The following is a 22012-nucleotide window of genomic DNA, read 5'->3' as shown; positions in this document are numbered from 1 at the left end:
TCAGGGGCCCTTTAGTTGATGAACCGCAGGTCGTTGAACCAGCCGGCCGCGAGCGCCATGACGTAGAAGTCGGTAAGCGCGAGGGTGCCGAGGGTGATCCAGGCGAGCTGCATGTGCCGGACGTTCAACGCCGAGACGAAGGTCCAGGCCCGGTAGCGCACCGGGTGCTTGGAGAAGTGCTTGAGCCGCCCGCCGATGATGTGCCGGCAGGAGTGGCAGGAGATGGTGTACGCCCAGAGCATCACCACGTTGAGCAGCAGGACGAGGTTGCCCAGGCCGAAGCCGAAACCCTTCGGCGAGTGGAAGGCGAGGATCGCGTCCCACGTGTTGATCAGCGAGATGATCGCGGCGGCGTAGAAGAAGTAGCGGTGCAGGTTCTGGCCGAGCAGCGGGAAACGGGTCTCCCCGGCGTACTCCTTGTGGCCGTCGGGAACGGCGCAGGCCGGCGGCGACAGCCAGAACGACCGGTAGTACGCCTTGCGGTAGTAGTAGCAGGTGAGCCGGAACAGCAGCAGGAACGGCAGGGTCAGCGCCGCGTCCGGGATGATCCACCAGCCGGGCAGGAACCGGCCGAAGTGTGAGGCCTCCTCGACGCACCGGTCCGTCACGCACGGGGAGTAGAACGGGGTCAGGTAGTGGAACTGGTCCACCCAGTACCACTTGTGCATGAAGACCCGGACCGTCGCGTAGGCGACCCAGGCGCTGAGCCCGATCACGGTGATCAGCGGGGCGAACCACCATCGGTCGGTACGCAACGTCTTCGCCGCGATGGCGGCGCGCGCCCGCGCCCCCCTCGGCCTCGTTGCCGTTGAAGTCATTCGAGTCGTCTCCTCGACGGGCCCGTACGGGCGGGCTGGTCTCTCTCCGGTCGGCACGCGGACCGGCGAACCCGCACCCGCTGCCACGTCATGCGCACACCAACGACCACGCCGGATCGACCGACGCAGCTAAGTGACACACGTTACGCCGATCTCTGCGAGCCGTCCGCGCAAGGGAGTGTCCCGTGTGTCTGGCCTGCGGAAAAGCCCTCAGCGCGCGGGTTTGCGGCGCGTCGTCGAGAAACGTCAGCCGGAGGCGCCGCCGGTGAAGTGCCAGGACGCGAGCCGCACCGACGGCGCCGCCCACCAGGCACCGTCCACCCGGTCCGGTTGACGCACCGCCCGCGAGCCCAGCCCGAGCACCGCGCCCGGCCCGAGCGCCCGAGGGTACGACTCGGTGAACCGCAGGTCGCGGACCGCCCGGACGACCGTGCCGTCCTCGATCAGCCAGACCCCGTTGCGGGTCAACCCGGTGACGACGAGGCTCTTCGGGTCGAGCACCCGCGTGTACCACAGATCGGAGACCAGCAGCCCGCGCCGCACCCCGGCGACCAGCGCCGCGGTGTCCGTGTCCACCACCGCGCCGGCCGCCGTGCCCGTGGTGCTCCGGCCCACCGCGCTGGCCGGGCCCACCGCCGCGGGAGAGAGCCGCAGGTTGCGGGCCATCGGGCCCCAGGTGGCGCCGCCCGCGATCGCGTGCCCGGTGGACTCCGCGCCCGCCTCGGCGGCCGTCCGCCGGTCGTGCGCGACCGCCCGCGTGGTGCCCGCCTCGACCAGGGTCACCGCCCGCCGGCCGGTGCCCTCGGCGTCGAACGGCAGACCCGACGCGCCCAGCGGGTCATCCACCAGGGTCACCTGTCGGTCGAACTGGGCCGCGCCCGGCTCGGCGAAGGACTGCCGCTCCGCGTACCGCTTGCCGTTGAAGCCGAACCAGGAGAGGTTCTGCAACAGGTCCGCCACGGCGGCCGGCTCGAACACCACCTCGTAGCGCCCCGGCGGCAGCTCGACCGGGTCGGCCGCCGCCTGCGCCTTCGCGGCGGCGTGCGCGCCCAGCTCCGCACCGTCGAGGTCGGACAGCCGGTCGACGCAGCGTCGGGCCACCCCGTCCGCGCCGTCGCGCCGGGCGATGCCGTCCATCGCCGCCTCCGCCGAGCGACCGTACGCGGTGTGCCCGGCCGAGTTGGCGAACGCCGACGAGCGGTGCGCGGTGCGGCAGTATCCGGCCGTGATGAGGCTCCCGGCGGCGGCCACGAACGCGCCGACCCGGTCGGCCCGCTGGTCCGGCTCGGCGTGGGCGGTGGCCTCGTCGACGGGCGGGGCGTCCGGTGTGGGCGTCGGCGGGGCCAGCCCCGGCCAACCCGGGTCGGGCGGGCAGAGCCGCGCCGCCGCCAGGGTGCGCTCGACCAGCGCGCCCAACCCGTCGGTGGTGACCACGCTGCCGCTGCCGGCGGCGGTCCGTCCGTCGACGTGCACCCGCAGCCGGACGCCGACGGTGGACTCGGCGACGTTCTGATGGATGGCCGAGTTGGCGAACCGGGTCAGCGCCAGGTCCGCCCGGGTCACCACCGCCTCGGCCTGCGCGGCCGGCCCGCCGAGACGCCGAACCAGCTCGATGACCTGCCCGGCCAGCTCCAACTCCGTCGAACCACTCACGGCAGCTCCTTCAGTCGCGACTGCGCGGCTCGCACGGCGTTCACGCCGACACCCCCACGCGGACGTTGCGGAAGCGGGCCGGCGCGGCCGGATGGCCGGTGTGCCCGATCTGGCCCGGCTGGCCCTTCCCGCAGTTGGGCGTCCCCCAGGGCACCGTCTCGCCGGAGAGCATGTCCATCGAGCGCCAGAAGAGCGGGCCGATCCCGGTATACGTGGGATTGCGCAGCATCCGCCCCCGGCGACCCTTCTTGATCTCCCAGCCGACCTCGCAGCCGAACTGGAAGTTGAGCCGCTTGTCGTCGATCGACCAGGACCGGTTGAGGTCCATCAGCACGCCGTCGTCGGTGGCCCCGATGATCTCCTCCAGGGTGTGCGGGCCGGGTTCCAGGCCGACGTTGGTCATCCGCACCATCGGCAGCCGGGCCCATCCGTCGGCGCGGACGCTGCCGCCGTAGTCGAGGCCCGCCATGGCCGCCGAGTCCCGGCCGGCGAGCACTCCCACCCAGCGACCGTCGCGCACCGCGTCCCGCTTGACCGCCGGTGAGCCCTCGTCGTCGAAGCCGAAGCTGCCCAGCGCGCCGGGGATCGTCGGGTCGATCGTGATGTTCATCAGCTCGGAGCCGTAGCGCAGCGAGCCGAGCTGGGCCAGGTCCAGCCAGGACGTGCCGGCGAACGCGGCCTCCCAGCCGAGGATCCGGTCCAGTTCGATGGCGTGCCCGACCGACTCGTGGATCTGCAGGGCCAACTGCTCGCCGCCGAGGATCAGATCCGTCTCGCCGGCCGGGCAGGGCGGCGCGGTCAGCAGCGCCCGGGACTCCTCGGCGATCTGCGCGGCGTGTGCGGCCAGGTCGAGCGACTCGACCAGTTCCCAGCCGGTGGTGCCGTACTGCCCGCGGTAGCTGGGCCAGGAGCGCCGCTGTGTCTCGCCGTCACCGATCGAGGTGGCCGAGATGCCGCCGCCGCACTCGCGGATCCGCTGGTCGATCCGGTGGCCCTCGCTGGAGACGAACCACTTCGCGGTGTCCCAGATCTGGTACAGCCCCTCGGCCAGGTCCGCGCCGTGCTCGGCCATCGTGCGGGTCGCGCCGACCAGCAGGTCGCCCTTGTCCGACAGGGGCACCCCGAGCGGGTCGATCCGGCAGTCCGAGGCCCAGCTCGCCGCGACCGCCTCGACCGCGACCAGGTCGACCGGCGGGCCGGGCACCCGCGCGCTCGCCATCGCGGTCCGGGTCGCGCGCCGGCCGGCGTCGCGGGCGGCGGCGTCGGACAGATCGGGTACGGCGTGAAAGCCCCAACTCGCGCCGACCAGCGCCCGGACGCCCAGCCCGATGCTCTCGTCCTGGGTCAGCTCCTCCACGTCGCCGTTGCGCGCGGTCATCGACTCGTAGCGGCGGTGCATCACCCGCGCGTCGGCGTACCGCGCTCCCGCGTCGAGGGCGGCCTGGACGGCGGCGGTGGCCGCGTCGAACTCGGTCATGGACCGACCCTAGGCCAGCCGACCGACACCCGTCAGGGGACGAGATCCTCTGGCCGGATAGTGGCCCGCACTGGCTCGGTCAGTTCCAGAACCTCGCCGCGCTTCGTCGTTGCCCTCTCCACGTAGTGGCCACCCTGCCGCTGGTAAAGGCGCATGGCACCCGTCCCCTGCTCCACCAGCAGATACCACTCAATGCCCGCTGCGGCGTAGTAATGCATCTTGAGGACCTTGTCGGTGGAGGCGTTGCTCGGCGAGATGATCTCGCAGACCAGTCGCACATCAGCTGACTCGATGTTGGGCTCGTCGAGATCGACTGCGTTGGTGACGACGAGATCAGGAATCGGTATTCGACCTGGTCGGAGCCGGACGTTCACCGCCTCCAACAGCTCAAGGTCGGCTGCCTCCGCGGCTGCTTCCAGGATATTGCCGAGCTTGCGGGAGATTCGTTGATGCCGTGGGGTGGGTCCTGGGGTCACGTGGAGGCTCCAGTCGAAGAGTTCGACGCGATCCTGCGTCTCGCCGAGGGCGAGGAACTCCTCTTCGGTCCACGGACCTTCGTGATCGAACACCGCCGCGGTCATGGGTCACCTCCACCTCGTGCCACGGACATCCTCTGCTGGCTGCTCGCCCAATGATCGCACTTGACGTGCGATCAGAGCCATGAACGGGCGTGGATGGCGAGGTGACAGGGGATGCGGGGCCGATGCGGACTCGTTACGCTCGGGCCCGCTGACACGTGCCGACTTTGTAGCTTATTTTCACCCTCGGGACTTTGTTGTAAGTTCTCTTCGTCACTGAGGGAGGTGGCCGTGGACAGCTCGGAACCGTCGTCGTCCGGGGACCCGGACGACCGTCCCGCCGTGCCGGCACAGCGCTCCGACCAGGACGCCTACCTGCGGGTGAGTGACCTGCGGGTCCGGTTCGACACCTCCGACGGCGTGGTGCGCGCGGTCGACGGGGTGTCGTTCGCCGTCGAGCGGGGCCGCACTCTCGGCATCGTCGGCGAGTCCGGCTCCGGCAAGAGCGTCACGTCGCTGGCCATCCTCGGCCTGCACGACCCCAAGCGGGCCACCATCACCGGCGAGATCTCCGTCGGCGGCCGGCAGCTGGTCGGCCTGCCCGACGAGGAGGTACGCCGGCTGCGCGGCCGGGACATGGCGATGATCTTCCAGGATCCGCTGTCCGCGCTGCACCCGTACTACAGCGTCGGTCGGCAGATCGCCGAGGCGTACCGGGTGCACCACCCGAAGGCCAACCGGCGCGAGGCCCGCCAGCGCGCGGTGGACATGCTGGACCGGGTCGGCATCCCGCAGCCGGCACGCCGCTTCGACCAGTACCCGCACGAGTTCTCCGGCGGGATGCGCCAACGGGCGATGATCGCGATGTCCCTGGTCAACGACCCCGCGCTGCTGATCGCCGACGAGCCGACCACCGCGCTGGACGTCACCGTGCAGGCGCAGATCCTGGACCTGCTCGCCGACCTCCAGGCCGAGTTCCACTCCGCGATCATCCTGATCACCCACGACCTCGGCGTCGTCGGCCAGGTCGCCGACGAGGTGCTGGTGATGTACGGCGGGCGGGCCGTCGAGCACGGCAGCGTCGAGCAGGTGCTCCGCTCGCCGCAGCATCCGTACACCTGGGGGTTGCTCTCCAGCGTGCCGTCGCTGCACGGCGACGCGGACGCGGACCTGGTGCCCATTCCCGGCAACCCGCCCAGCCTGATCAACCTGCCGACCGGCTGCGCCTTCCACCCACGCTGCCGCTACGACGACCGCGTCGGCGACCGGTCCCGCACCGAGGTGCCCGAGCTGCGCCCGGCCGGGGCCGACGGTCACCTGGTGGCCTGCCACCTGAGCGCCGAGGAACGCGCCGCGATCTACGCCGAGAACGTGGCATCCGTGGGAGTGGCCCGATGACCGACGAACCACTGCTGCGCGTGCGCGGACTGACCAAGCACTTCCCGGTCCGCCAGGGGTTGCGCGGCACCGGCCTGGTGCGGGCGGTCGACGGTCTCGACTTCGACGTACGCCCCGGCGAGACGCTCGGCCTGGTGGGGGAGTCCGGCTGCGGCAAGACGACCACCGGCCGGATGCTGGTGCGGCTGCTGGAGCCGACGGCCGGCACCATCGAGTTCGACGGGCGGGACATCACCCACGCCGGCCGCCGGGAGCTGCGCCCGCTGCGACAGGAACTTCAGATCATCTTCCAGGACCCGTACGCGTCGCTGAACCCCCGGCACACGGTGGGCCGGATCGTGGCGATGCCGTTGCAGGTCAACGGGATCAAACCGCCGGGCGGGATCAAGGCGCGGGTGCAGGAGCTGCTGGAGCTGGTCGGGCTGAACCCGGAGCACTACAACCGGTATCCGCACGAGTTCTCCGGCGGCCAGCGCCAGCGCATCGGTATCGCCCGCGCGCTGGCCCTGCGGCCCAAGCTGATCGTCGCCGACGAGCCGGTGTCCGCCCTGGACGTCTCGATCCAGGCGCAGGTCGTCAACCTGCTGCGCGACCTGCAACGGGAGCTGGGCCTGGCGTTCGTGTTCATCGCGCACGACCTGGCCGTGGTCCGGCACTTCTGCCAGCGGGTAGCGGTCATGTACCTGGGGCGGATCGTGGAGATCGGCGACCGGACGGACATCTACGAGCGCCCGCAGCATCCGTACACCCGGGCTCTGCTCTCGGCCATCCCGGACGTCACGCAGCTCGGCCCGGTGGGCCGGATCCGGCTGACCGGCGACGTCCCCACCCCGCTCGACCCGCCGTCGGGCTGCCGTTTCCGCACCCGGTGCTGGAAGGCGCAGGACATCTGCGCCACCGAGGAGCCGCCGCTGGGGCCGCGCGACGGCGGTCGGCAGGCCACCGCGTGTCACTTCCCCGAAGGGGCGGGGTCGATCACCCAGGTCGTCGAGGAGGTGTCGTCGTGAGCCTGTCTCCGGTGGAGGGTGTGGCGCTCGCCGAGATCGAGTCCAGCGCGGACGCGGGCGGGCCCGAGACCAAGGGCGTCGTCGGGCGTTCGCCCGGGCAGCTCGCCTGGCTGCGGCTGCGTCGTGACCGGACGGCCGTGGTCAGCGGCGTACTCCTGGTGTTCTTCCTGCTCTTGGGGCTCTCCGCCCCGCTGATCGAGATGGTCTACGGGATCGGGCCGCGCGAGCAGTTCCAGAACCTGCTGGACGGCTTCGGCATGCCGCTGGGTTACGTCGGCGGTGTCACCGGGGACCACTGGTTCGGGCTGGAGCCAGGATTGGGCCGGGACATCTTCATCCGGTTGATCTACGGGCTGCGGACGTCGTTGTTCATCGCGTTCGCCGCCGCGCTGATCACCGCCACCATCGGCATCGTGCTCGGCGCGCTGGCGGGTTACCTCGGCGGCTGGCTTGACGCGGTGATCAACTGGATCACCGACCTGACGCTCGCGATGCCGTTCCTGATCATCGCGCTGGCGCTCACCCCCACCATCACGCTGCGCTTCTACGGCGAGCGGGGGCAGGTGTCGTCCGCCTTCGGGGTGGGCGTGCTGATCGCCGTGTTCGCCATCTTCGGTTGGACCAGCACGGCCCGCCTGGTGCGCGGGCAGGTGATCGCGCTGCGCGAACGAGAGTTCGTGGAGGCCGCCAAGGCCAGCGGCGCCGGGCTGGGGCACATCATCTTCCGGCAACTGCTGCCGAACATCTGGGCGCCGATCCTGGTGTCGTTCTCCCTCGCCGTGCCGCAGTTCATCACCAGCGAGGCCGCGCTGTCGTTCATCGGCGTCGGCCTCAGCGACGAGACGCCGAGCTTCGGCCGGATGATCTACCGCAGTCTGGACTTCCTCCAGACCGACCCGGCGTACGTGTTCTTCCCGGGCATCACGATCTTCGCGCTGGTGTTCGCCTTCAACCTCTTCGGCGACGCGTTGCGGGACGCGCTCGACCCGAAGTCGTCCCGGTAGGGGTGGACTCATGTCACGGTTTCTGATCAAGCGGCTGTTCTCCGCGACGCTGACCCTGTTCGCGGTGAGCGTGCTGACCTTCCTGATGTTCTTCGCCCTACCGCGCGACCCGGTGACCGGCATGTGCCCGAAGAACTGCAACCCGGAGCGGCTGGAGCGGGTCCGTGACGACCTGGGCCTCAACGACCCGCTGATCAGCCAGTACGCCGGTTACATGAAGGGCATCGTCACCGGTCGTGATCTGGGCAGCGCCCAGGGCGGCCGGTGTGACGCGCCCTGCCTGGGCTGGTCGTACGTCTCCAACGAGGCGGTCTCGGACACCATCGCCCGGGTGCTGCCGGTGACGCTGAGCATCGTGATCCCCGCGGCGATCCTCTGGCTGCTGCTCGGGGTGGGGCTGGGCATGATCTCGGCGCTGCGCCGGGGCACCTGGCTGGACCGCCTGGCCATCGGCTTCTCCCTGACCGGCGCGTCGTTGCAGCTCTACTTCGTGGGCGCGGTGCTGCTGCTGGTGTTCGTCTACAACCTGCGGCTGCTGCCGGTGCCCAGCTACACGTCCCTGTTCGACAATCCGGCCAAGTGGGCCAGTGGGCTGGTGCTCGCCTGGGTCGCGCTGGCCTTCCTCTTCTCGGCCATCTACGCCCGGCTGTCGCGGGCGCAGATGCTGGAGACGCTGTCGGAGGACTTCGTCCGGACCGCGCGGGCCAAGGGCCTGGCCAAACCGACGGTGTACGGGCGGCACGCGCTGCGCGCGGCGATCACCCCGGTGGTGACCATCGCCGGTCTGGACGTGGGCGGGGCGCTGGGCGGCACGGTGATCACCGAGACGACGTTCGGCATCCAGGGGCTGGGGCGTACGGCCGTGGACGCGGTGCGCTCGGGTGACCTGCCCACCATCATGGCCACCGTGCTGATCGCGGCCGTCTTCGTGGTGCTGGCGAATGTCCTGGTGGACCTGCTCTACGCGGCCATCGACCCCCGGGTCCGGCTGCGCTGACCCGATGGGTGGCCACTGCGCGGCTGGTGGCGAAATTTATCAACAACTGTTACACAACTCGTAGGTTTTCTTCCTTACGATCCTCGGGACGTCGGCGGTTCTCGCCCCGGCGAAACCGCACGGCACATGGGTGAAGGGGGTACTTCATGAGACCACGCGTGGTGGCTGCCGCAGGCGGCGCGATCGCTCTGGTGGTGGCATTGGGTGCGTGCTCGAAGAACACGGGCGAGGGCACCACGGTGGACACCGAACGGCAGCAGTCCGGGGTCATCGCGACCGACCCGAAGGATTCGCAGGGCCCGGCGGCCGAGGTGAGCGGCGCCGCGAAGGGCGGCACCTTCACCATCATCCGGGAGTCGCCGATCTCCCACCTGGACCCGCAGCGGACGTACTCGTTCGCCGGCCTGATGACCAACCCGCTCTTCGCGCGCTACCTGACCACCTGGAAGGACGACGGCAAGGGCGGCCTCGTCCTCGTCGGTGACCTGGCCGAGACGCCGGGCAAGAACGTCAACAACGACTGCAAGGTCTGGGAATTCACCATCAAGGACGGGGTGAAGTTCGAGGACGGCCGGCCGATCACCTCCAAGGAGATCGCGTACGGCATCGCCCGCTCCTTCGACCCGGACCTCTCCGGCGGCCCCACCTACATTCAGGAGTGGCTGGCCGACACCCCGCAGTTCGACACCAAGTGGGACTTCAAGAAGAACAAGACGTCGCTGCCGCCCGGCCTCACCACGCCGGACGCAAAGACGCTGCGCTTCGAGTTCGCCAAACCCCGCTGTGACCTGCCGTTCGCGGTCTCGCTGCCGACCACCGCGCCGCTGCCCGCGGACAAGGACACCGGCGTCGACCTGGACAAGCAGCCGTTCTCGTCCGGCCCGTACAAGGTCGCCAAGAACCAGGTCGGCGTGCAGATCACCCTGGACCGCAACCCCAACTGGGACCCGAAGACCGACCCGGTCCGCCACCAGTACCCGGACCGGTTCGTGTGGACCTTCGGCCCGACCGCGGACGCCGCCAACAACCGGGTGATCGCCGACAACGGCGCCGACCAGAGCGCGCTCGCCTTCAACACCGTGCCCGCCTCGCTGGTCGCCAAGGTGGCCGGGGACGCCACGCTCAAGTCGCGCACCATCCTCTCGCCCACGCCGAGCGCCAACCAGCTCGTCATCAACAACCAGCGGGTCACCGACCTGAAGGTCCGTCAGGCGCTCAACTACGCCATCGACCGCGAGGGCCTCATCAAGGCGATGGGCGGGCAGACCGTCGCCGCGCCGATGACCACGCTGATGCCGTCGGCCACCATCGGCTACAAGGCGTACGACGCGTACCCGGCGGGCGCCAACGGCAACGTCGACAAGGCCAAGGAACTGCTCGGCGGCAAGACGCCGGAGCTGGTCCTCGGCGTCGCCGACAACTCGACCGAGCAGCAGCAGGGCGCCCAGCTCAAGGCCAACCTGGAGCGCGCCGGCTTCAAAATCACGCTGCGGAACATCTCGGACGACGCCAAGCTCGACGAGGTCAAGAAGAAGGACAACCCCTGGGACCTGTACATCGGTAACTGGGCGGCGGACTGGCCGAGCGGGGCGTCGATCCTGCCGGTGCTCTACGACGGCCGCACTATCAAGGCCGAGGGCAACAGCAACCAGTCCTACTTCAACGACCCGGCGATCAACGCCGAGATGGACCGCATCCAGGCGATGCCCGCCGCCGACCAGGGCCCGGAGTGGGCCAAGCTCGACGAGCGGATCATGAAGGAGCACGCGCCCGTGGTGCCGCTCTTCGTCGACGTGGCCTACAACGTGCACGGGTCCAAGGCCGGCGGGGTCTTCATCTCCAGCGTCTTCGGCTACCCGGCGTTCGTGAACGCGTACGTCAAGCCGTAGGTCGTATCGCAGGCAGGCAGGGTCCCCTCCCGACAGCGTCGTCGGGTGGGGGCCCTCGCCGTTTCCGCCGGTCGGCTCACTGATCCGATCCGGCCGCGCCCGATCGCGATTGGTAGGTGCGGGGCAGATCAGTGCGCGTGATGTCGTATGAGCATCAGGGCCGGGTGGCGCCGTCAACGGTGGTGCTTCCCTGCGGGCGAAGTGCGACTAGCAGGCTGTCGAGTTGACCCCAGGCCCGCGCGCTGGCGATGTGGTCGATGTAGTCCCGCGACTCGATGATGAGCCCGTCGCGGATGCGCATGACAAACACGCATGGCACGGTGAACGCCTCGCCTGTCTCCTCGACTCGCCCCTGATAGGCGAACTCGGCGACGATCACCTCCGGGTCGGCGGTGTCATGAATCGTGATGTCGACCGGATTGCGGTTCAGCGTCCGGCCGGCCGGTGGCGGCGCGGTGAAGTGCTCGTGCAGTTCGCCGCGGCTGCGTAGCGGCGGCGGGTCGAGTGGGTGGAACGGGTGCGTGACGTGGGTCTGCTCGGCATACAAGTCGGCCAAGTCCTCGTACGGACCGTCGCAGACGCCGTTCACCAGTCGTAGGAAAGTTTCGCGGGGGTTGCTCATGCGGGGCTTCCTTTGAATCGGCGGTCTCACTGTCGGCACACCGAGGGCCGTACCGGACGGCCGATTCCCATCGGCGGGCCTACTCGGGCGACGTGTTGTACTGGTCGAGCGTTGCCTTCGACGTGGAAGCATCCCGGAAAGTCAGCTCCCATGGCCCGGTGTTGACGTCCATGTCCTTGCCGAACCCGACCCATTTGCCGGCCATCCGTCGGCCGGTGGGCTCCACCAGGAGCTGGATTGCGCCGTGGTACCGGGCTCCCCGGTAGTAGCCGGCGGGATCGGTCTGCTCCACCCAGGTGCCGGTGACCACCGCACCGTCGATGGTGAGATCCATTGACAGCGACGATGCTGCTGAGCCGGGCAGGCTGCGCACGGTCAGTCGGTCGCCGTGCTGGAGCACGACCACGAAGTGCTGCCCGGCGAATGATTCTCCCCGGCCGCTGGAATGGAACTGGTAGCGGCTGAGCCAGACACCCTCGTACGACGGGCGGACTGCGAGTGGCTTGGGTGTTGGCGTGGCCAGTTTGGACATGGGCGAGGCCAGATCGTGGCCACCGTGTTGGTCATCGACTGCATGGCCGTCGGGTATCGCAGCGAAGCCGAGCAGCGAGACCGGTAGACCGGTGACGACCTCCAGGGCGCGGGCATAGACGGGCCGTGGTGCGGCGATCGCGCCGGACTCCCAGCGCTGGACGAGTCTCTTGTTGGCGTCGTTCGGCTCGCCGACGCGGCGGCCGGCGGCCTGAAGCGCGCGGGCGAAGTCGTCTTGGCTCATGCGCATCCCGGTGCGGACCGCGCGTAGGGCGGTGTTCGGGGCATTCATGTTCGCCACAATACCGCCGTGTCGTCTGAATGTCGCCGTCAATGTGACCGGTATGCCGCATCCTGTGCCGTCGCGTCCGACGACAGTTAGGCGTCACTGTGGATGGCACGCGACGGCAGGGCCTGCCGGTGCGCCCAGCAGCGGAGGTGATGATGCCCAGTTCTGACGACGAGCCGGTCAGCCGGGGCGAGCAGATCGACGCCGCCGAGCGGGAAGACGCCAAACGCCGGTTGCTCGCGCGGGCCGAGGCTGAGCGGATACCGGTGCAGGAGACGACTCGGGCGGTGCCGGATCGGCGGTGGCGCGGTGAGCCGTGACCCGCTGCCGATCGGCCGACGCGTCGCCTACCTGCGGGTGCGGCGCAGGTTGTCGCAGCAGTCGTTCGCGGATCGATTGGGAAAGTCGAAGAGCTGGGTGGACAAGGTCGAGCGCGGGGTCCGCTCCCTGGAGCGACTGTCGACCATCCGGGAGATCGCGGGAGTGCTGAGGGTCGATCCCGCAGCGCTGCTTGGTCGTGATGTTCAGCCTGCCGAGGTTGCCGAGCGCAGCGAAGGCGTCGCGCGGATTCGGGCCGCGCTGTCCGCGTACCCAATGGCTTTTGGTCGTCAGGCGGACCGCGCGGTGATGCCGCCCGATCGGCTGGCTCGGGAGGTGCGGCACGCGTGGACGACCTACCAGCACGCCCGGTAACCACGTCTGATCGAGCTGCTGCCCACGGTGGTGACCGAGGTTCACCGCGCCCACGGTCAGCACCCGGAGGCCGGGCGGGCAGCGGTGGTGGAGGTGTACCGGGTGGCGGCGGCGTTGCTGGTCAAGCTGGGGGAGGGGAGCCTCGCCTGGTTGGCCGCTGACCGGGCGATGTCCGCCGCCGCCGGTGATCGGGTGTTGCTGGCCTGCGCGGCGGTGCAGCTCGGCCAGGTGTTGCGGGGGTGGCGCGGGTAGGGCCGGTGATGCTGGCCGCCGCTTCCCAGATCGCCGCTGGCACGCCGGAAGAACTGTCGCTGCGTGGATCGCTGCTCGTGCAGGCCGCCCTGATCGCGGCCAGGGCGGGTGACGACCGGATGGCCGGACGCCTGCTGGACGAGGCTGCCGAGCTGGGCGACCAGGTGGGCGACGGGCACGACCACTACCGGACGGCGTTCGGGCCGGCGGCCGTCGAGGTGGCGCGGGTCGCCGCCGCCGTGGAGTTGGGCGACGGGCCGGAGGCGGTCGCCCGGCACGAGAAGACGATCGGTAGGGACGGGTGGCGGTGGCTGCCGGTCGAGCACCGCGCCGCGCACCTGATCGACGCGGCGCGCGCCTACCTCCAGACGGACGACCCAGCCGCCCCAGCCACGATTACCCAGCTCGCCATCAACCTCGGAGTGCTGTGAGCATGACGGCCAATACCGTCCCGGCTGTGGCGGCCAGAGCAGCGGCATGGCACACGTGTCAGCCGTCGGCGGTGACCGTCGGTCACCTCCGTCGGGTCGGGTGCCCTATTGAGCGGTATACCTCAGAGTCATATTCATACCTCTGAGGTATACCGCTCAACAGCACATCGGCAGGCCGGGCCAGCCAGAGTGCGGGAAGCCTCAGCGCCCCGCGTTCAGGTAGCGCAACACGGCGAGTACCCGCCGGTGGTCGGTCCGCGCCTGGGGTAGGTCCAGCTTGGTGAAGATGGTTGTCACATGCTTCTCCACGCTGCGCGGGGCGAGGTGGAGCGACTCGCAGATGGCAGCGTTGGAGCGGCCCTCGGCCAACATCCCCAGGACCTCTCGTTCCCGCTCGCTGAGGCGGGCGACGCCCGCGTCCACCGCCACTGTGAGAAGACCAGCACGCCGATGTCCGGGTGGGTCGTACGGATCGCCAATGCCGCCCGCAACCCCTCGTCGGTGAAGGTCGGTGGCATCCGCACGTCGACCACCGCCGTGTCCGGCCGGTGCTCCCTGACCGCCGCCCGCAGGTCGTCGCCGTTGTCCACCGTCGACACGACGGTGATTCCGTGATCGGTCAGCAGCAACCTGATCCCGTCGCGCAGTAACGGGTTGTCCTCGGCGATCACTACTCGCATGGCAACTCCACGGTGATGGTCGTCGGCCCACCCGACGGACTGTCTACCCACAGCGCGCCGTCGAGCGACTCGGCCCGCCGGATCAGCCCGGCCAGACCCGTACCCTCGCCCCCGGGCCTCGCCCCACCGCCCCCGTCGTCGGTGACAGTCACGCGCAGCATGCCACCCAGCGTGCGAAGGTCCAGCCGGATCCGGCTGGCCGCAGCGTGCTTCGCCACGTTGGTGAGCAGTTCGGCGGCGCTGAAGTAGAGCGCCGACTCCGTCTCGGGCGGTGGCCGCTGGGGCAGGTCCACGTGCACGACGACGGGCACCGCGCTGCGCGCGGCCAGGGTCTCGATCGCGGTGCTGAGGCCAGCGTCCAGCGCGGGTGGGTGAATGCCCCGCACGATGTCCCGCAGCTCGGAAAGCGCCTCCACCACCGCGCCCGGGGCCTGCGCCACCATCGTCCGCAGCTCCGGCTCGCCGCTCGATGCGCGACAGCGCCACGCCCAGCGCGACCAGCCGGGCCTGCGTACCGTCGTGCAGGTCCCGCTCCACCCGCCGCAGCAGCGCTGCGGCGTCCGCCCGCAGCGCGGCCCGGCTGGCCTCCAGCGCCGCTATCCGGGCTCGCTCCGGGCCCGGCTCCAGCAGCGCCCCCACCAACCGCCGGTCCAGCCACACGATGATCCGGAAGTACCACGGAAACACCAGCAGCGCGGCCAACCCCTGCGCGGCCAGACCCCAGGGACCGCCCCAGGGCGGGTCTTGCGGAAACCGGTGCATCCACACGGGATAGGTGATGCCCAGCAGCCCGCCGGCGATGAGGACTCCGCCGAGGTAGGCGGCCGCGGCCATCAGGGGCAGCCGGCGAAGCAGTAGGCGAGGGCCTTCCAAGCGCTGGCGTCCGTCAGCACCGCGGCGGCCCAGCGCACCGGACCCGGCCCGCGGCGGCGTAGGCCCCAGCCCCAAGGGCCTGCGGCGCAGGCCGGTCGATGACGACGCCGTTGCTCCCGTTCAGGAACGACCGATGGATCGGTCGAGAAAGTCGCGGATCATCGGCGCAGCGACGTCGAGCTTGTCTTCCAGCAGGAAGTGGCCGGTGTCGAGCAGGTGGAACTCGGCCGACGGCAGGTCGCGCCGATAGGGGTGGGCACCCTCGGGTGGGAAGATCGAGTCGTTCTGGCCCCAGATGATCAGCGTCGGTGGCTGATGGTCGCGGAAGAAGGCTTGGAATTCCGGATACAGCGTGACGTTGCTGCCGTAGTCGTAGAACAGATCCAGTTGGATGTCCGCGTTGCCGGGGCGGGCGAGCTGGGTGGCGTCGTGGGTCCACTGGTCGGGGTCGAGTCGGCTGAGGTCGTGCACCCCCTGCGTGTACTGCAACTTGACCGTGTCGGGGTCGAGGATGAAGGCGATGGCCTGGCGGCGCTCGTCGATCTTCTCCGCCCAGTAGGCCTTGATCGGATCCCAGAAATCGCTCAGGCCCTCCTCGTACGCGTTGCCGTTCTGCACGATGAGCGCGCCGACCCGCTCGGGCCCCTTGAGGGCCAGCCGGAACCCGGTCGGCGCCCCGTAGTCGAAGCAGTAGAGCGCGTAGCGATCCACGCCGAGCTGGCCGAGGAGGCCGTCCATCAGATCCGCGAAGTTGGCGAAGGTGTAGTCGAACGTCGACCGGTCCGGGCTGGCGCTGTGGCCAAAACCCGGGAAGTCCGGCGCGATCACCCGGTACCGGTCCGCGAGCAGCGGGATCAGGTGGCGGAACTGCGAGGACGACGTGGGAAATCCGTGCAGCAGCAGGACCGCGGGGCCGTCGGCCGGTCCGGCCTCGCGATAGAAGATGTCGATCCCGTTCACCGTCGCCGTACGAAAGTGCGTGACCGGCAACTCGCCTTCCTGAACGGCGGCGGTCGACGGTTTCTGCGCAATCCCCACCATGGTGGAGTCCTTTCGGCATAAGGGAAAGCGGTGCCGCCCCGGGGAATCGCCCGGTCGGCTCATGCTTCGGCCAGCATGGCATGCGGCAGGGGACCCCACCTGCCGAAATCACTTACCGAATGCCGCTCAGCGCAGGTGGGTGCGGAGGAAGTCGAGTTCCAACGGAAGCAGCCGCTCGGCGGTGCCGTTCGCGGCCATGTGGGTGGCGCCGGTCAGCGGCAGCACGGCGTGCGGGCGGCCGGTGCTCAGCAGGGCCGCGGAGAGCCGGAGCGTGTGCGCGGCCACCACGTTGTCGTCGGCCAGACCGTGCACCAACAGCAACGGGCGGGCCTGGTCCGGGCCGGTGACCGGCTCCGCGGCCAACTCGATCAGCGAGTGGTGCGCGTACACGTCCATGCCGTCCTCCGGCAGGCCGAGATAACGCTCGGTGTACGCGGTGTCGTACAGCGCCCAGTCGGTCACCGGGGCGCCCGCGATGCCGCACTTGAACAGCTCCGGGTGGCGCAACACCGCCAACCCGGCCAGCCACCCGCCGAATGACCAACCGCGCACCCCCACCCGACCCAGGTCCAGGTCCGGGTGCTTGCCGGCGAGCGCGGTCAGCGCGTCGATCTGGTCGGCCAGGATCACGTCGGCGACCCGCCGATGGATCGCCTTCTCGAACGATGGCGCCACGCCCGGCGTACCCCGGTTGTCGATGGTGACCACCGCGAACCCGGCGTCGGCCCACCACTGCCGCTCCAGCCACGCGGCCCGGGCCGCCACCACCTCCTGGTGTCCCGGACCGCCGTAGATGTCCAGCAGCACCGGCAGCCGCCGGCCCGTCACATGGTTGTCGGGGTAGAGCACCGCCGCCGGCAGCCGCCGGTCGGTCACCCGCTCCAGCAGGGGCAGCGGAGAGTACGGCGGGTTGGCGGCCAGTGACCGCAGCTCGGCCAGCTCCTGCCCGCCGCGCGACACCGTCCACCGCACCCCGGCGTGGTCCAGCGAGGCGCTTCCCACCACCAGGACGTCCCCGCCGACGGCCGCCGTGTGCCAGCCCGAGTCGGTGGTGAGCCGCCGGGCGTCCACCCCGCCCCCGATGGTCGTACGGACCCGGAACAGGTGCCGTTCGCTCGGCTCCCCGTCACTCGCCTCGACCAGCAGGTCGGCGGGACCGCTGACGGCCGGCAGTCGACCCACCACCCGTCGCACGTACAGCGACGGGGGAGTGAGCAGGGTGCCGTCGGCGAACAGGCAGCGGGCGTCGTACCCGTCGTGGGCCAGCTCGCCGCCGACCAGCACCCGGCCGTCCGGCAGGTGTGCCGGCGTGCCGGCGATTGGCTCCACCCAGCGCGGATCGGCCAGCTCGGCGTGCACCTGCGTCTCACCGGTGCGCGGGTCCACCGCGAGCACCAGCCCGTGCTGCTGCGAGCGGCGCAGCACGGTGATCAGCGGGCTGGCCTCGCCCCAGCTCACCCCGGTCAGGTACGGGTAGGTCTCCCGGTCCCAGTGCACGTCGACCCAGCCGTCGTCCAGGTCCAGCAGGTGCAGGCTGACCTCGGCGTTCGGGCCGCCGGCCCGGGGGTACGCGACGGCCGTCGGCGGGCTGGCCGGCTCGGCCGGGTCGTGCAGGTGCCAGCGGTCCAGCCGGGACTCGTCCACCCGGGCGGCGAGCACCATCCGCCCGTCCGGGGCCCACCAGTAGCCCCGGTACCGGCCGAACTCCTCGGCCGCGATGTGCTCGGCCAGACCCCAGCTCACCCCGGCGTCCTCGCCAGCCAGCAGGGTGTCCGTGCCATCCGCCTCGATGACGCGCAGCTCACCCCGGCGCACTCCACCGGCCGCGTCGGTCACGTACGCCAGGCGTTCCCCGGTCGGATCCGGTCGAGGATCCAGCACCGGACCGACGGCGGCCACCTCCACCACGTCACCGTGCACCAGATCGGCCCGGAACAGCCGACCGGCCAGCGCGAACACCGCCACCCGGCCGGCGGCGTCCAGCGCGTACGAGCCGATGCCGGCGGCAGTGAGCCGCAGCCGTTCACGCAGCGCCCGCTCGCCCGGGGAGAGCGCCCGCACGTCACCCTCGGTGCCCAGCAGGGTCGCCGGATCGGCCACCAGGCGTTCCTCGCCGGTCGCCACGTCCAGCAGCCAGAGCGCGTCCGCCGGATCTTCCGGGCCCGCTGAGCGCAGGAAGATCACCCGGGAGCCGTCTTCGGCCACGGAGACAGCGCGCGGCGCGCCGTGGCTGAACCGGCGGGTACGGGCGGCCAGCTCCGGAAAGTCCACAGGCCAAATCGTAGAGCCGCGCCGGGCGTGATGTGGCCGACCTGGGCGGACGCGTCGGCGACCCCCGAGGGAGGACCGCCGGTTAGAGTGACCGTCGTGACGACGTTGCCCGACCGCCGCCTGCTGCTGGTCCACGCGCACCCCGACGACGAGTCGATCGGCACCGGCTCGACCATGGCCCACTACGCCGCCGCCGGCGCACACGTCACGCTGGTGACCTGCACCCTCGGCGAGGAGGGCGAGATCCACGTACCGGCGCTCGCGCAGCTCGCCGCCGCCGAGGCCGACCAGCTCGGCGGGTACCGGATCGCCGAGCTGGCCGCCGCCTGCGCCGCGCTCGGCGTCAGCGACCACCGTTTCCTCGGCGGCGCCGGCCGCTACCGCGACTCGGGAATGATGGGCCTCGCGACGAACGACCACCCCCGCGCCTTCTGGCAGGCCGACCTCGACGAGGCCGCCGGGCACCTGGTGGAGATCATGCGGGAGGTACGCCCCCAGGTGCTGATCACGTACGACCCGAACGGCTTCTACGGCCACCCCGACCACATCCAGGCGCACCGGGTGGCGATGCGCGCCGTCGAGTTGGCCGCGGCCGAGGGCTGCGCCCCGGCGAAGGTCTACTGGACGGCCATGCCGCTCAGTGTGCTGGAGGCCGGCATGGCGCACTTCGCCGAGTCCTCGGACAATCCGTTCGCTGGCATCCAAGATCTGGCCGAGCTGCCCTTCGGCACCCCGGACGACCAGATCGCCGCCCGGATCGACGGCACCGACCAGCACGCGGCCAAGGAGGCGGCGATGCGGGCGCACGCCACCCAGATCCCGGCCACCTCCTGGCTCTACTCGATCGCCGGAAACTTCGGGGGCGAGTTCATGGGCGTGGAGTTCTTCACCCTCGCGGTCGGTGCGAAGGGGCCGGGCGTCGGCCCGTACGGCTGGGAGGACGACCTCTTCGCCGGGCTGCCCGGAGAGGCCCCCGCGGACCGGTCCCCGGTCGCGGCGGCCGGTCTCCGGTGACGCTCCCCGCCGCGCCGATGTCGGTCGTGAACGACCAGGACACCCCGCCCGAGGCGGGGCCACCGCCGCGACTGCTGGACCTGGGTCTGCGGCTGACCGGCGCGGTCGTCGTGATGGTGGCGGGGGTCGTGACCGGTGTGCTGGAGCTGCTGCTCGCCACCCTCCGGGTCGGCGGGCAGCTCATCGGGGTCTCGGCGCTGCTCGCCGTCGGCGCCAACATCGTGCTGAGCTGGTTCGCGCACGAGGTGGTCGGCCGTCGCTGGGCGGTGGCGCTGCCGGCGGTGCCGTGGTTCGCCCTGATGGCGGTGGCGGCCATCCGCACCACCGAGGGCGACCTGCTGCTGGCCGGCGACAACTGGGTCGGCCTGGCGATGATCGTGGCCGGCGCGATGACGTTCGCCGTGATGGGTTTCCGGCAGATCCTCGCCCCGCCGCCCACTCTCGGCCGCTGGTGACGCCACACAGGTACGAGTGGTAGATATTCCTGCCAGGGATGCGGCCCCGCAAACGGGGCAGTACGGCAGGAGGTCGTGCGATGGACAGACGGTGGCGGGCCATCGGGGTGCTCGCGGGAGGACTGTTCGCGGTCAACGTGGTCGCCCGGCTGATCACCCGGTTCGCTTTCGACGGTGACGACGCGGCGGCCGACCGGGTGTCGCTGGCGATGTTCGTGGTGATCGGGTTGACGCTGGCCGTGGTCGCCTTCCGCTGGGGACGCGTGCGGCCGCTGGCCGCGTGGGCGGGCGACGTGGCGGTCGTGGTGCTGGTGGCCATGGCCCTGACCGTGCTGGTCGGGCCACTGCTGGTGGGCCACAACCCGTTCGCCGGCGGCGCGGGCACGTTCTTCGCCCAGATCTGGCTCTACCTGCTCGCCACCGGCCTCGGGACCATGATCGGTTACCTGGTGGCGACCGCCCTCGGTCTCGACCACCGCTCGCAGCAGCTCAAGCGGTACGCCGAGGTCAAGGCGGCCAAGCCCCGCCGCGTGGTCCGCCGCTGAACGGACCGCGCCGCGGGCCCGGCGCGGGTCAGTGCGGGGCCACCCGGGTCAGGTAGGTGTGGTGGGTGGTGAAGCCGAGCGTCCGGTAGAGCGCCACCGCCGCAGCGTTGTGCTGCTCCACCTGGAGGAACGCGTGTGTCGCGCCGGTCGCGGCGCCCCACGCGACCAGCGTGTCGATCACGCGCCGGGCCAGCCCCTGCCGACGTGACGACGGCAGCACCTCGATGAGGCTGAGCCCCAACCAACGCCCCGGACCGGTCACCGCGCCCCGCCCGATCGCCACCAGCGTGCCGTCGACGTACGCGTGGACGAAGCGGACCTGGTCCACGGCGGTGAGCACGTGGCGTGCGGCCTCCGGCAGGCCGCCCTTGCGGCCGGCGGTGATGGCCAGCCACTCGTCGCTCGGCGCGGTCGTCACCTCGATGACCGCGCCCTGTGGCCCGCCGGCCTCGGCGGCCGGGACGCCGTGGGCGGGCGTCGCCAGGGGCAGCGGCGCGGTCTGTACGAGTGTCGGTGGGCGGCTGTCCCAGCCGCGCTCGTCGAGCTCGGCGCCGACCGGCGCGGCGAGCGGCAACGGTGTGTTGATCATCGCGGGCTGGCCCTGGTCGGCGTACCAGCGCTCGACCGCGTCCACCGCGGCCGCCAGCGGTCGGTCCGGATCGCCGATCGGCAGTGCCGAGTTGGCCCGGCCGGTCCAACCCTCGGCCGAGCGCAGCAGCCAGTCGCCGAGCCGGCCGCGCGTCGGCGCCGGCCAGGCCTCGTCGGCGGCCCGTTCGAGCGCCACCACCGCCGCGGCGGTCGGCCGGCGGGTCGGCGGCACCCGCTTGGCCCGGTGCACCTGCGCCACCGGTACCCGCAGCGGGCCCTGCGCCGTGGCGAGGGTGAGATGAGTCTCGCTCAACTCCACCAGCTCGCCGAGGGCATCGGAAAACAGCGGGCGGCCTTCGCGAATCCCCACAATCCGGCGGACCACGATCCGGTGTCCCACATCCTGCTGTCGGAGCACGATCGACCCCCTCCCCGGCGAGATACTAGGCTCTTACCGTCGCGGGAGATCGCGGCGCGTCTTGCGGAGGAGAAGACCGGTGACCTACATCATCGCCGAGCCGTGCGTGGATGTGCTCGACAAGGCATGCATCGAGGAATGCCCGGTCGACTGCATTTACGAGGGCAACCGGATGCTCTACATCCACCCCGACGAGTGCGTCGACTGTGGTGCCTGTGAGCCTGTCTGCCCGGTGGAGGCGATCTTCTACGAGGACGACGTCCCGGAGCAGTGGAAGGACTACACCGGCGCGAACTACGAGTTCTTCGAGGACCTGGGCTCGCCCGGGGGCGCCTCGAAGATCGGCAAGGTGGAGAAGGACGCCACCTTCGTCGCCGCGCAGCCGCCGCGCGGCGAGGGCCACTGAACCGGCCCGCGCCGGTCTCGGCACGGCTGCCCGAGTTCACCTGGGACACCCTGGACGCCGCGGGCCCCCTGGGGCCGGCGCCACCCGTGGGCCAGATCAACCACAACCAGGGCACGCCCGGCGACCCCGGTACGGCGGTGTT

At 70.8% G+C, this 22012-nt stretch carries 23 protein-coding genes and 1 pseudogene; 13 read left to right on the top strand and 11 right to left on the bottom strand.

Features of this window, described 5'->3' with window-relative positions; translation table 11 throughout:
• Positions 1-11: 11 nt before the first annotated feature.
• From ABZU46_RS13050 to ABZU46_RS13035, 4 genes are all read right to left on the bottom strand, one after another.
• Positions 12-818, bottom strand: coding sequence for a hypothetical protein (locus ABZU46_RS13050; protein WP_354857056.1), 807 nt, complete (start codon positions 816-818; stop codon positions 12-14).
• A gap of 246 nt (positions 819-1064) precedes the next feature.
• Positions 1065-2471 carry a metallopeptidase TldD-related protein gene (locus tag ABZU46_RS13045; RefSeq protein ID WP_354857054.1) on the bottom strand — a complete coding sequence of 469 codons (1407 nt, stop codon included), beginning with the start codon at positions 2469-2471 and terminating at the stop codon, positions 1065-1067.
• A 40-nt stretch (positions 2472-2511) separates the two neighbouring features.
• A complete protein-coding gene (locus ABZU46_RS13040) occupies positions 2512-3948 on the bottom strand; it encodes a TldD/PmbA family protein (RefSeq protein WP_354857052.1) in 1437 nt (478 codons plus the stop codon).
• A gap of 32 nt (positions 3949-3980) precedes the next feature.
• Complete coding sequence (locus ABZU46_RS13035) at positions 3981-4529, bottom strand: Uma2 family endonuclease (protein WP_354857050.1); 549 nt, start codon at positions 4527-4529, stop codon at positions 3981-3983.
• A 279-nt stretch (positions 4530-4808) separates the two neighbouring features.
• On the opposite strand from ABZU46_RS13035, the gene ABZU46_RS13030 reads away from it, so the two are divergent.
• From ABZU46_RS13030 to ABZU46_RS13010, 5 genes are all read left to right on the top strand, one after another.
• On the top strand, positions 4809-5864 hold the full coding sequence (locus ABZU46_RS13030) for an ABC transporter ATP-binding protein (protein WP_354857136.1): 1056 nt from the start codon (positions 4809-4811) through the stop codon (positions 5862-5864).
• Complete coding sequence (locus ABZU46_RS13025; protein WP_354857048.1) at positions 5861-6871, top strand: dipeptide ABC transporter ATP-binding protein; 1011 nt, start codon at positions 5861-5863, stop codon at positions 6869-6871. Before ABZU46_RS13030 ends, ABZU46_RS13025 begins: the two co-directional genes overlap by 4 nt.
• Complete coding sequence (locus ABZU46_RS13020) at positions 6868-7875, top strand: ABC transporter permease (RefSeq protein ID WP_354857045.1); 1008 nt, start codon at positions 6868-6870, stop codon at positions 7873-7875. Before ABZU46_RS13025 ends, ABZU46_RS13020 begins: the two co-directional genes overlap by 4 nt.
• A gap of 10 nt (positions 7876-7885) precedes the next feature.
• A complete protein-coding gene (locus ABZU46_RS13015; protein ID WP_354857043.1) occupies positions 7886-8872 on the top strand; it encodes an ABC transporter permease in 987 nt (328 codons plus the stop codon).
• Positions 8873-9018: 146 nt separating this feature from the next.
• Positions 9019-10761 carry an ABC transporter substrate-binding protein gene (locus ABZU46_RS13010; protein ID WP_354857042.1) on the top strand — a complete coding sequence of 581 codons (1743 nt, stop codon included), beginning with the start codon at positions 9019-9021 and terminating at the stop codon, positions 10759-10761.
• 154 nt (positions 10762-10915) lie between these two features.
• On the opposite strand, the gene ABZU46_RS13005 is transcribed toward ABZU46_RS13010, so the two are convergent.
• Positions 10916-11383 carry a nuclear transport factor 2 family protein gene (locus tag ABZU46_RS13005; protein ID WP_354857040.1) on the bottom strand — a complete coding sequence of 156 codons (468 nt, stop codon included), beginning with the start codon at positions 11381-11383 and terminating at the stop codon, positions 10916-10918.
• A 79-nt stretch (positions 11384-11462) separates the two neighbouring features.
• Positions 11463-12215: an XRE family transcriptional regulator gene (locus tag ABZU46_RS13000; RefSeq protein ID WP_354857134.1), complete on the bottom strand. Its 753-nt coding sequence runs from the start codon at positions 12213-12215 to the stop codon at positions 11463-11465.
• Positions 12216-12358: 143 nt separating this feature from the next.
• Here ABZU46_RS13000 and ABZU46_RS12995 point away from each other — a divergent pair, with 143 nt between their 5' ends.
• From ABZU46_RS12995 to ABZU46_RS12980, 4 genes are read left to right on the top strand one after another with little or no spacing between them, the layout of a single operon-like run.
• Entirely contained in the window at positions 12359-12523 is a 165-nt protein-coding gene (locus tag ABZU46_RS12995) for a hypothetical protein (protein ID WP_354857039.1), read from the top strand.
• On the top strand, positions 12513-12896 hold the full coding sequence (locus ABZU46_RS12990) for a helix-turn-helix domain-containing protein (protein WP_354857037.1): 384 nt from the start codon (positions 12513-12515) through the stop codon (positions 12894-12896). Before ABZU46_RS12995 ends, ABZU46_RS12990 begins: the two co-directional genes overlap by 11 nt.
• A 30-nt stretch (positions 12897-12926) precedes the next feature.
• On the top strand, positions 12927-13148 hold the full coding sequence (locus ABZU46_RS12985; protein ID WP_354857036.1) for a hypothetical protein: 222 nt from the start codon (positions 12927-12929) through the stop codon (positions 13146-13148).
• Positions 13136-13579 carry a hypothetical protein gene (locus ABZU46_RS12980; protein WP_354857034.1) on the top strand — a complete coding sequence of 148 codons (444 nt, stop codon included), beginning with the start codon at positions 13136-13138 and terminating at the stop codon, positions 13577-13579. Before ABZU46_RS12985 ends, ABZU46_RS12980 begins: the two co-directional genes overlap by 13 nt.
• Positions 13580-13780: 201 nt before the next feature.
• On the opposite strand, the pseudogene ABZU46_RS12975 reads toward ABZU46_RS12980, so the two are convergent.
• The 4 genes and pseudogenes from ABZU46_RS12975 to ABZU46_RS12960 form a co-directional block, all read right to left on the bottom strand.
• Positions 13781-14259, bottom strand: a pseudogene (locus ABZU46_RS12975) (response regulator transcription factor).
• On the bottom strand, positions 14250-14702 hold the full coding sequence (locus ABZU46_RS12970; RefSeq protein ID WP_354857032.1) for an ATP-binding protein: 453 nt from the start codon (positions 14700-14702) through the stop codon (positions 14250-14252). The pseudogene ABZU46_RS12975 and the gene ABZU46_RS12970 overlap by 10 nt, the downstream one beginning before the upstream one ends.
• Positions 14703-15252: 550 nt before the next feature.
• Positions 15253-16173: an alpha/beta hydrolase gene (locus ABZU46_RS12965; protein ID WP_354857030.1), complete on the bottom strand. Its 921-nt coding sequence runs from the start codon at positions 16171-16173 to the stop codon at positions 15253-15255.
• 126 nt (positions 16174-16299) lie between these two features.
• A complete protein-coding gene (locus tag ABZU46_RS12960) occupies positions 16300-18444 on the bottom strand; it encodes a prolyl oligopeptidase family serine peptidase (protein ID WP_354857028.1) in 2145 nt (714 codons plus the stop codon).
• 87 nt (positions 18445-18531) lie between these two features.
• Between ABZU46_RS12960 and mshB the strand changes: the two genes are divergently transcribed.
• From mshB to ABZU46_RS12945, 3 genes are all read left to right on the top strand, one after another.
• Positions 18532-19458 carry an N-acetyl-1-D-myo-inositol-2-amino-2-deoxy-alpha-D-glucopyranoside deacetylase gene (gene mshB / locus ABZU46_RS12955; RefSeq protein ID WP_354857026.1) on the top strand — a complete coding sequence of 309 codons (927 nt, stop codon included), beginning with the start codon at positions 18532-18534 and terminating at the stop codon, positions 19456-19458.
• A gap of 17 nt (positions 19459-19475) precedes the next feature.
• The gene (locus ABZU46_RS12950; protein ID WP_354857025.1) at positions 19476-19913 is read left to right on the top strand and encodes a hypothetical protein; all 438 of its coding nucleotides are present in this window, start codon (positions 19476-19478) and stop codon (positions 19911-19913) included.
• An 80-nt stretch (positions 19914-19993) separates the two neighbouring features.
• Positions 19994-20458 (top strand): hypothetical protein, encoded by a 465-nt coding sequence (locus ABZU46_RS12945; RefSeq protein ID WP_354857024.1) that lies wholly within the window; start codon positions 19994-19996, stop codon positions 20456-20458.
• A gap of 28 nt (positions 20459-20486) precedes the next feature.
• Here the strand turns inward: ABZU46_RS12945 and ABZU46_RS12940 are convergent, their stop codons facing one another.
• Positions 20487-21464, bottom strand: coding sequence for a GNAT family N-acetyltransferase (locus tag ABZU46_RS12940; RefSeq protein WP_354857022.1), 978 nt, complete (start codon positions 21462-21464; stop codon positions 20487-20489).
• 79 nt (positions 21465-21543) lie between these two features.
• On the opposite strand from ABZU46_RS12940, the gene fdxA reads away from it, so the two are divergent.
• Positions 21544-21870, top strand: coding sequence for a ferredoxin (gene fdxA / locus ABZU46_RS12935; RefSeq protein ID WP_007464872.1), 327 nt, complete (start codon positions 21544-21546; stop codon positions 21868-21870).
• Positions 21871-22012: the final 142 nt, after the last annotated feature.

Origin of the sequence: Micromonospora sp. NPDC005197, assembly GCF_040608295.1 — a bacterium.
GTDB lineage: Bacteria > Actinomycetota > Actinomycetes > Mycobacteriales > Micromonosporaceae > Micromonospora.
The sequence above is the reverse complement of the archived record's forward strand: the minus strand, read 5'-3'. Positions and strand labels throughout refer to the sequence as shown.

What these genes read in the sequence shown, in the direction of transcription:
- ABZU46_RS13050 (WP_354857056.1), bottom strand. Translation starts at nt 818, where the DNA reads ATGACTTCAACGGCAACGAGGCCGAGGGGGGCGCGGGCGCGCGCCGCC.
- ABZU46_RS13040 (WP_354857052.1), bottom strand. Translation starts at nt 3,948, where the DNA reads ATGACCGAGTTCGACGCGGCCACCGCCGCCGTCCAGGCCGCCCTCGAC.
- ABZU46_RS13035 (WP_354857050.1), bottom strand. Translation starts at nt 4,529, where the DNA reads ATGACCGCGGCGGTGTTCGATCACGAAGGTCCGTGGACCGAAGAGGAG.
- ABZU46_RS13025 (WP_354857048.1), top strand. Translation starts at nt 5,861, where the DNA reads ATGACCGACGAACCACTGCTGCGCGTGCGCGGACTGACCAAGCACTTC.
- ABZU46_RS13015 (WP_354857043.1), top strand. Translation starts at nt 7,886, where the DNA reads ATGTCACGGTTTCTGATCAAGCGGCTGTTCTCCGCGACGCTGACCCTG.
- ABZU46_RS13010 (WP_354857042.1), top strand. Translation starts at nt 9,019, where the DNA reads ATGAGACCACGCGTGGTGGCTGCCGCAGGCGGCGCGATCGCTCTGGTG.
- ABZU46_RS13005 (WP_354857040.1), bottom strand. Translation starts at nt 11,383, where the DNA reads ATGAGCAACCCCCGCGAAACTTTCCTACGACTGGTGAACGGCGTCTGC.
- ABZU46_RS12995 (WP_354857039.1), top strand. Translation starts at nt 12,359, where the DNA reads ATGCCCAGTTCTGACGACGAGCCGGTCAGCCGGGGCGAGCAGATCGAC.
- ABZU46_RS12970 (WP_354857032.1), bottom strand. Translation starts at nt 14,702, where the DNA reads ATGGTGGCGCAGGCCCCGGGCGCGGTGGTGGAGGCGCTTTCCGAGCTG.
- ABZU46_RS12965 (WP_354857030.1), bottom strand. Translation starts at nt 16,173, where the DNA reads ATGGTGGGGATTGCGCAGAAACCGTCGACCGCCGCCGTTCAGGAAGGC.
- ABZU46_RS12950 (WP_354857025.1), top strand. Translation starts at nt 19,476, where the DNA reads ATGTCGGTCGTGAACGACCAGGACACCCCGCCCGAGGCGGGGCCACCG.
- ABZU46_RS12945 (WP_354857024.1), top strand. Translation starts at nt 19,994, where the DNA reads ATGGACAGACGGTGGCGGGCCATCGGGGTGCTCGCGGGAGGACTGTTC.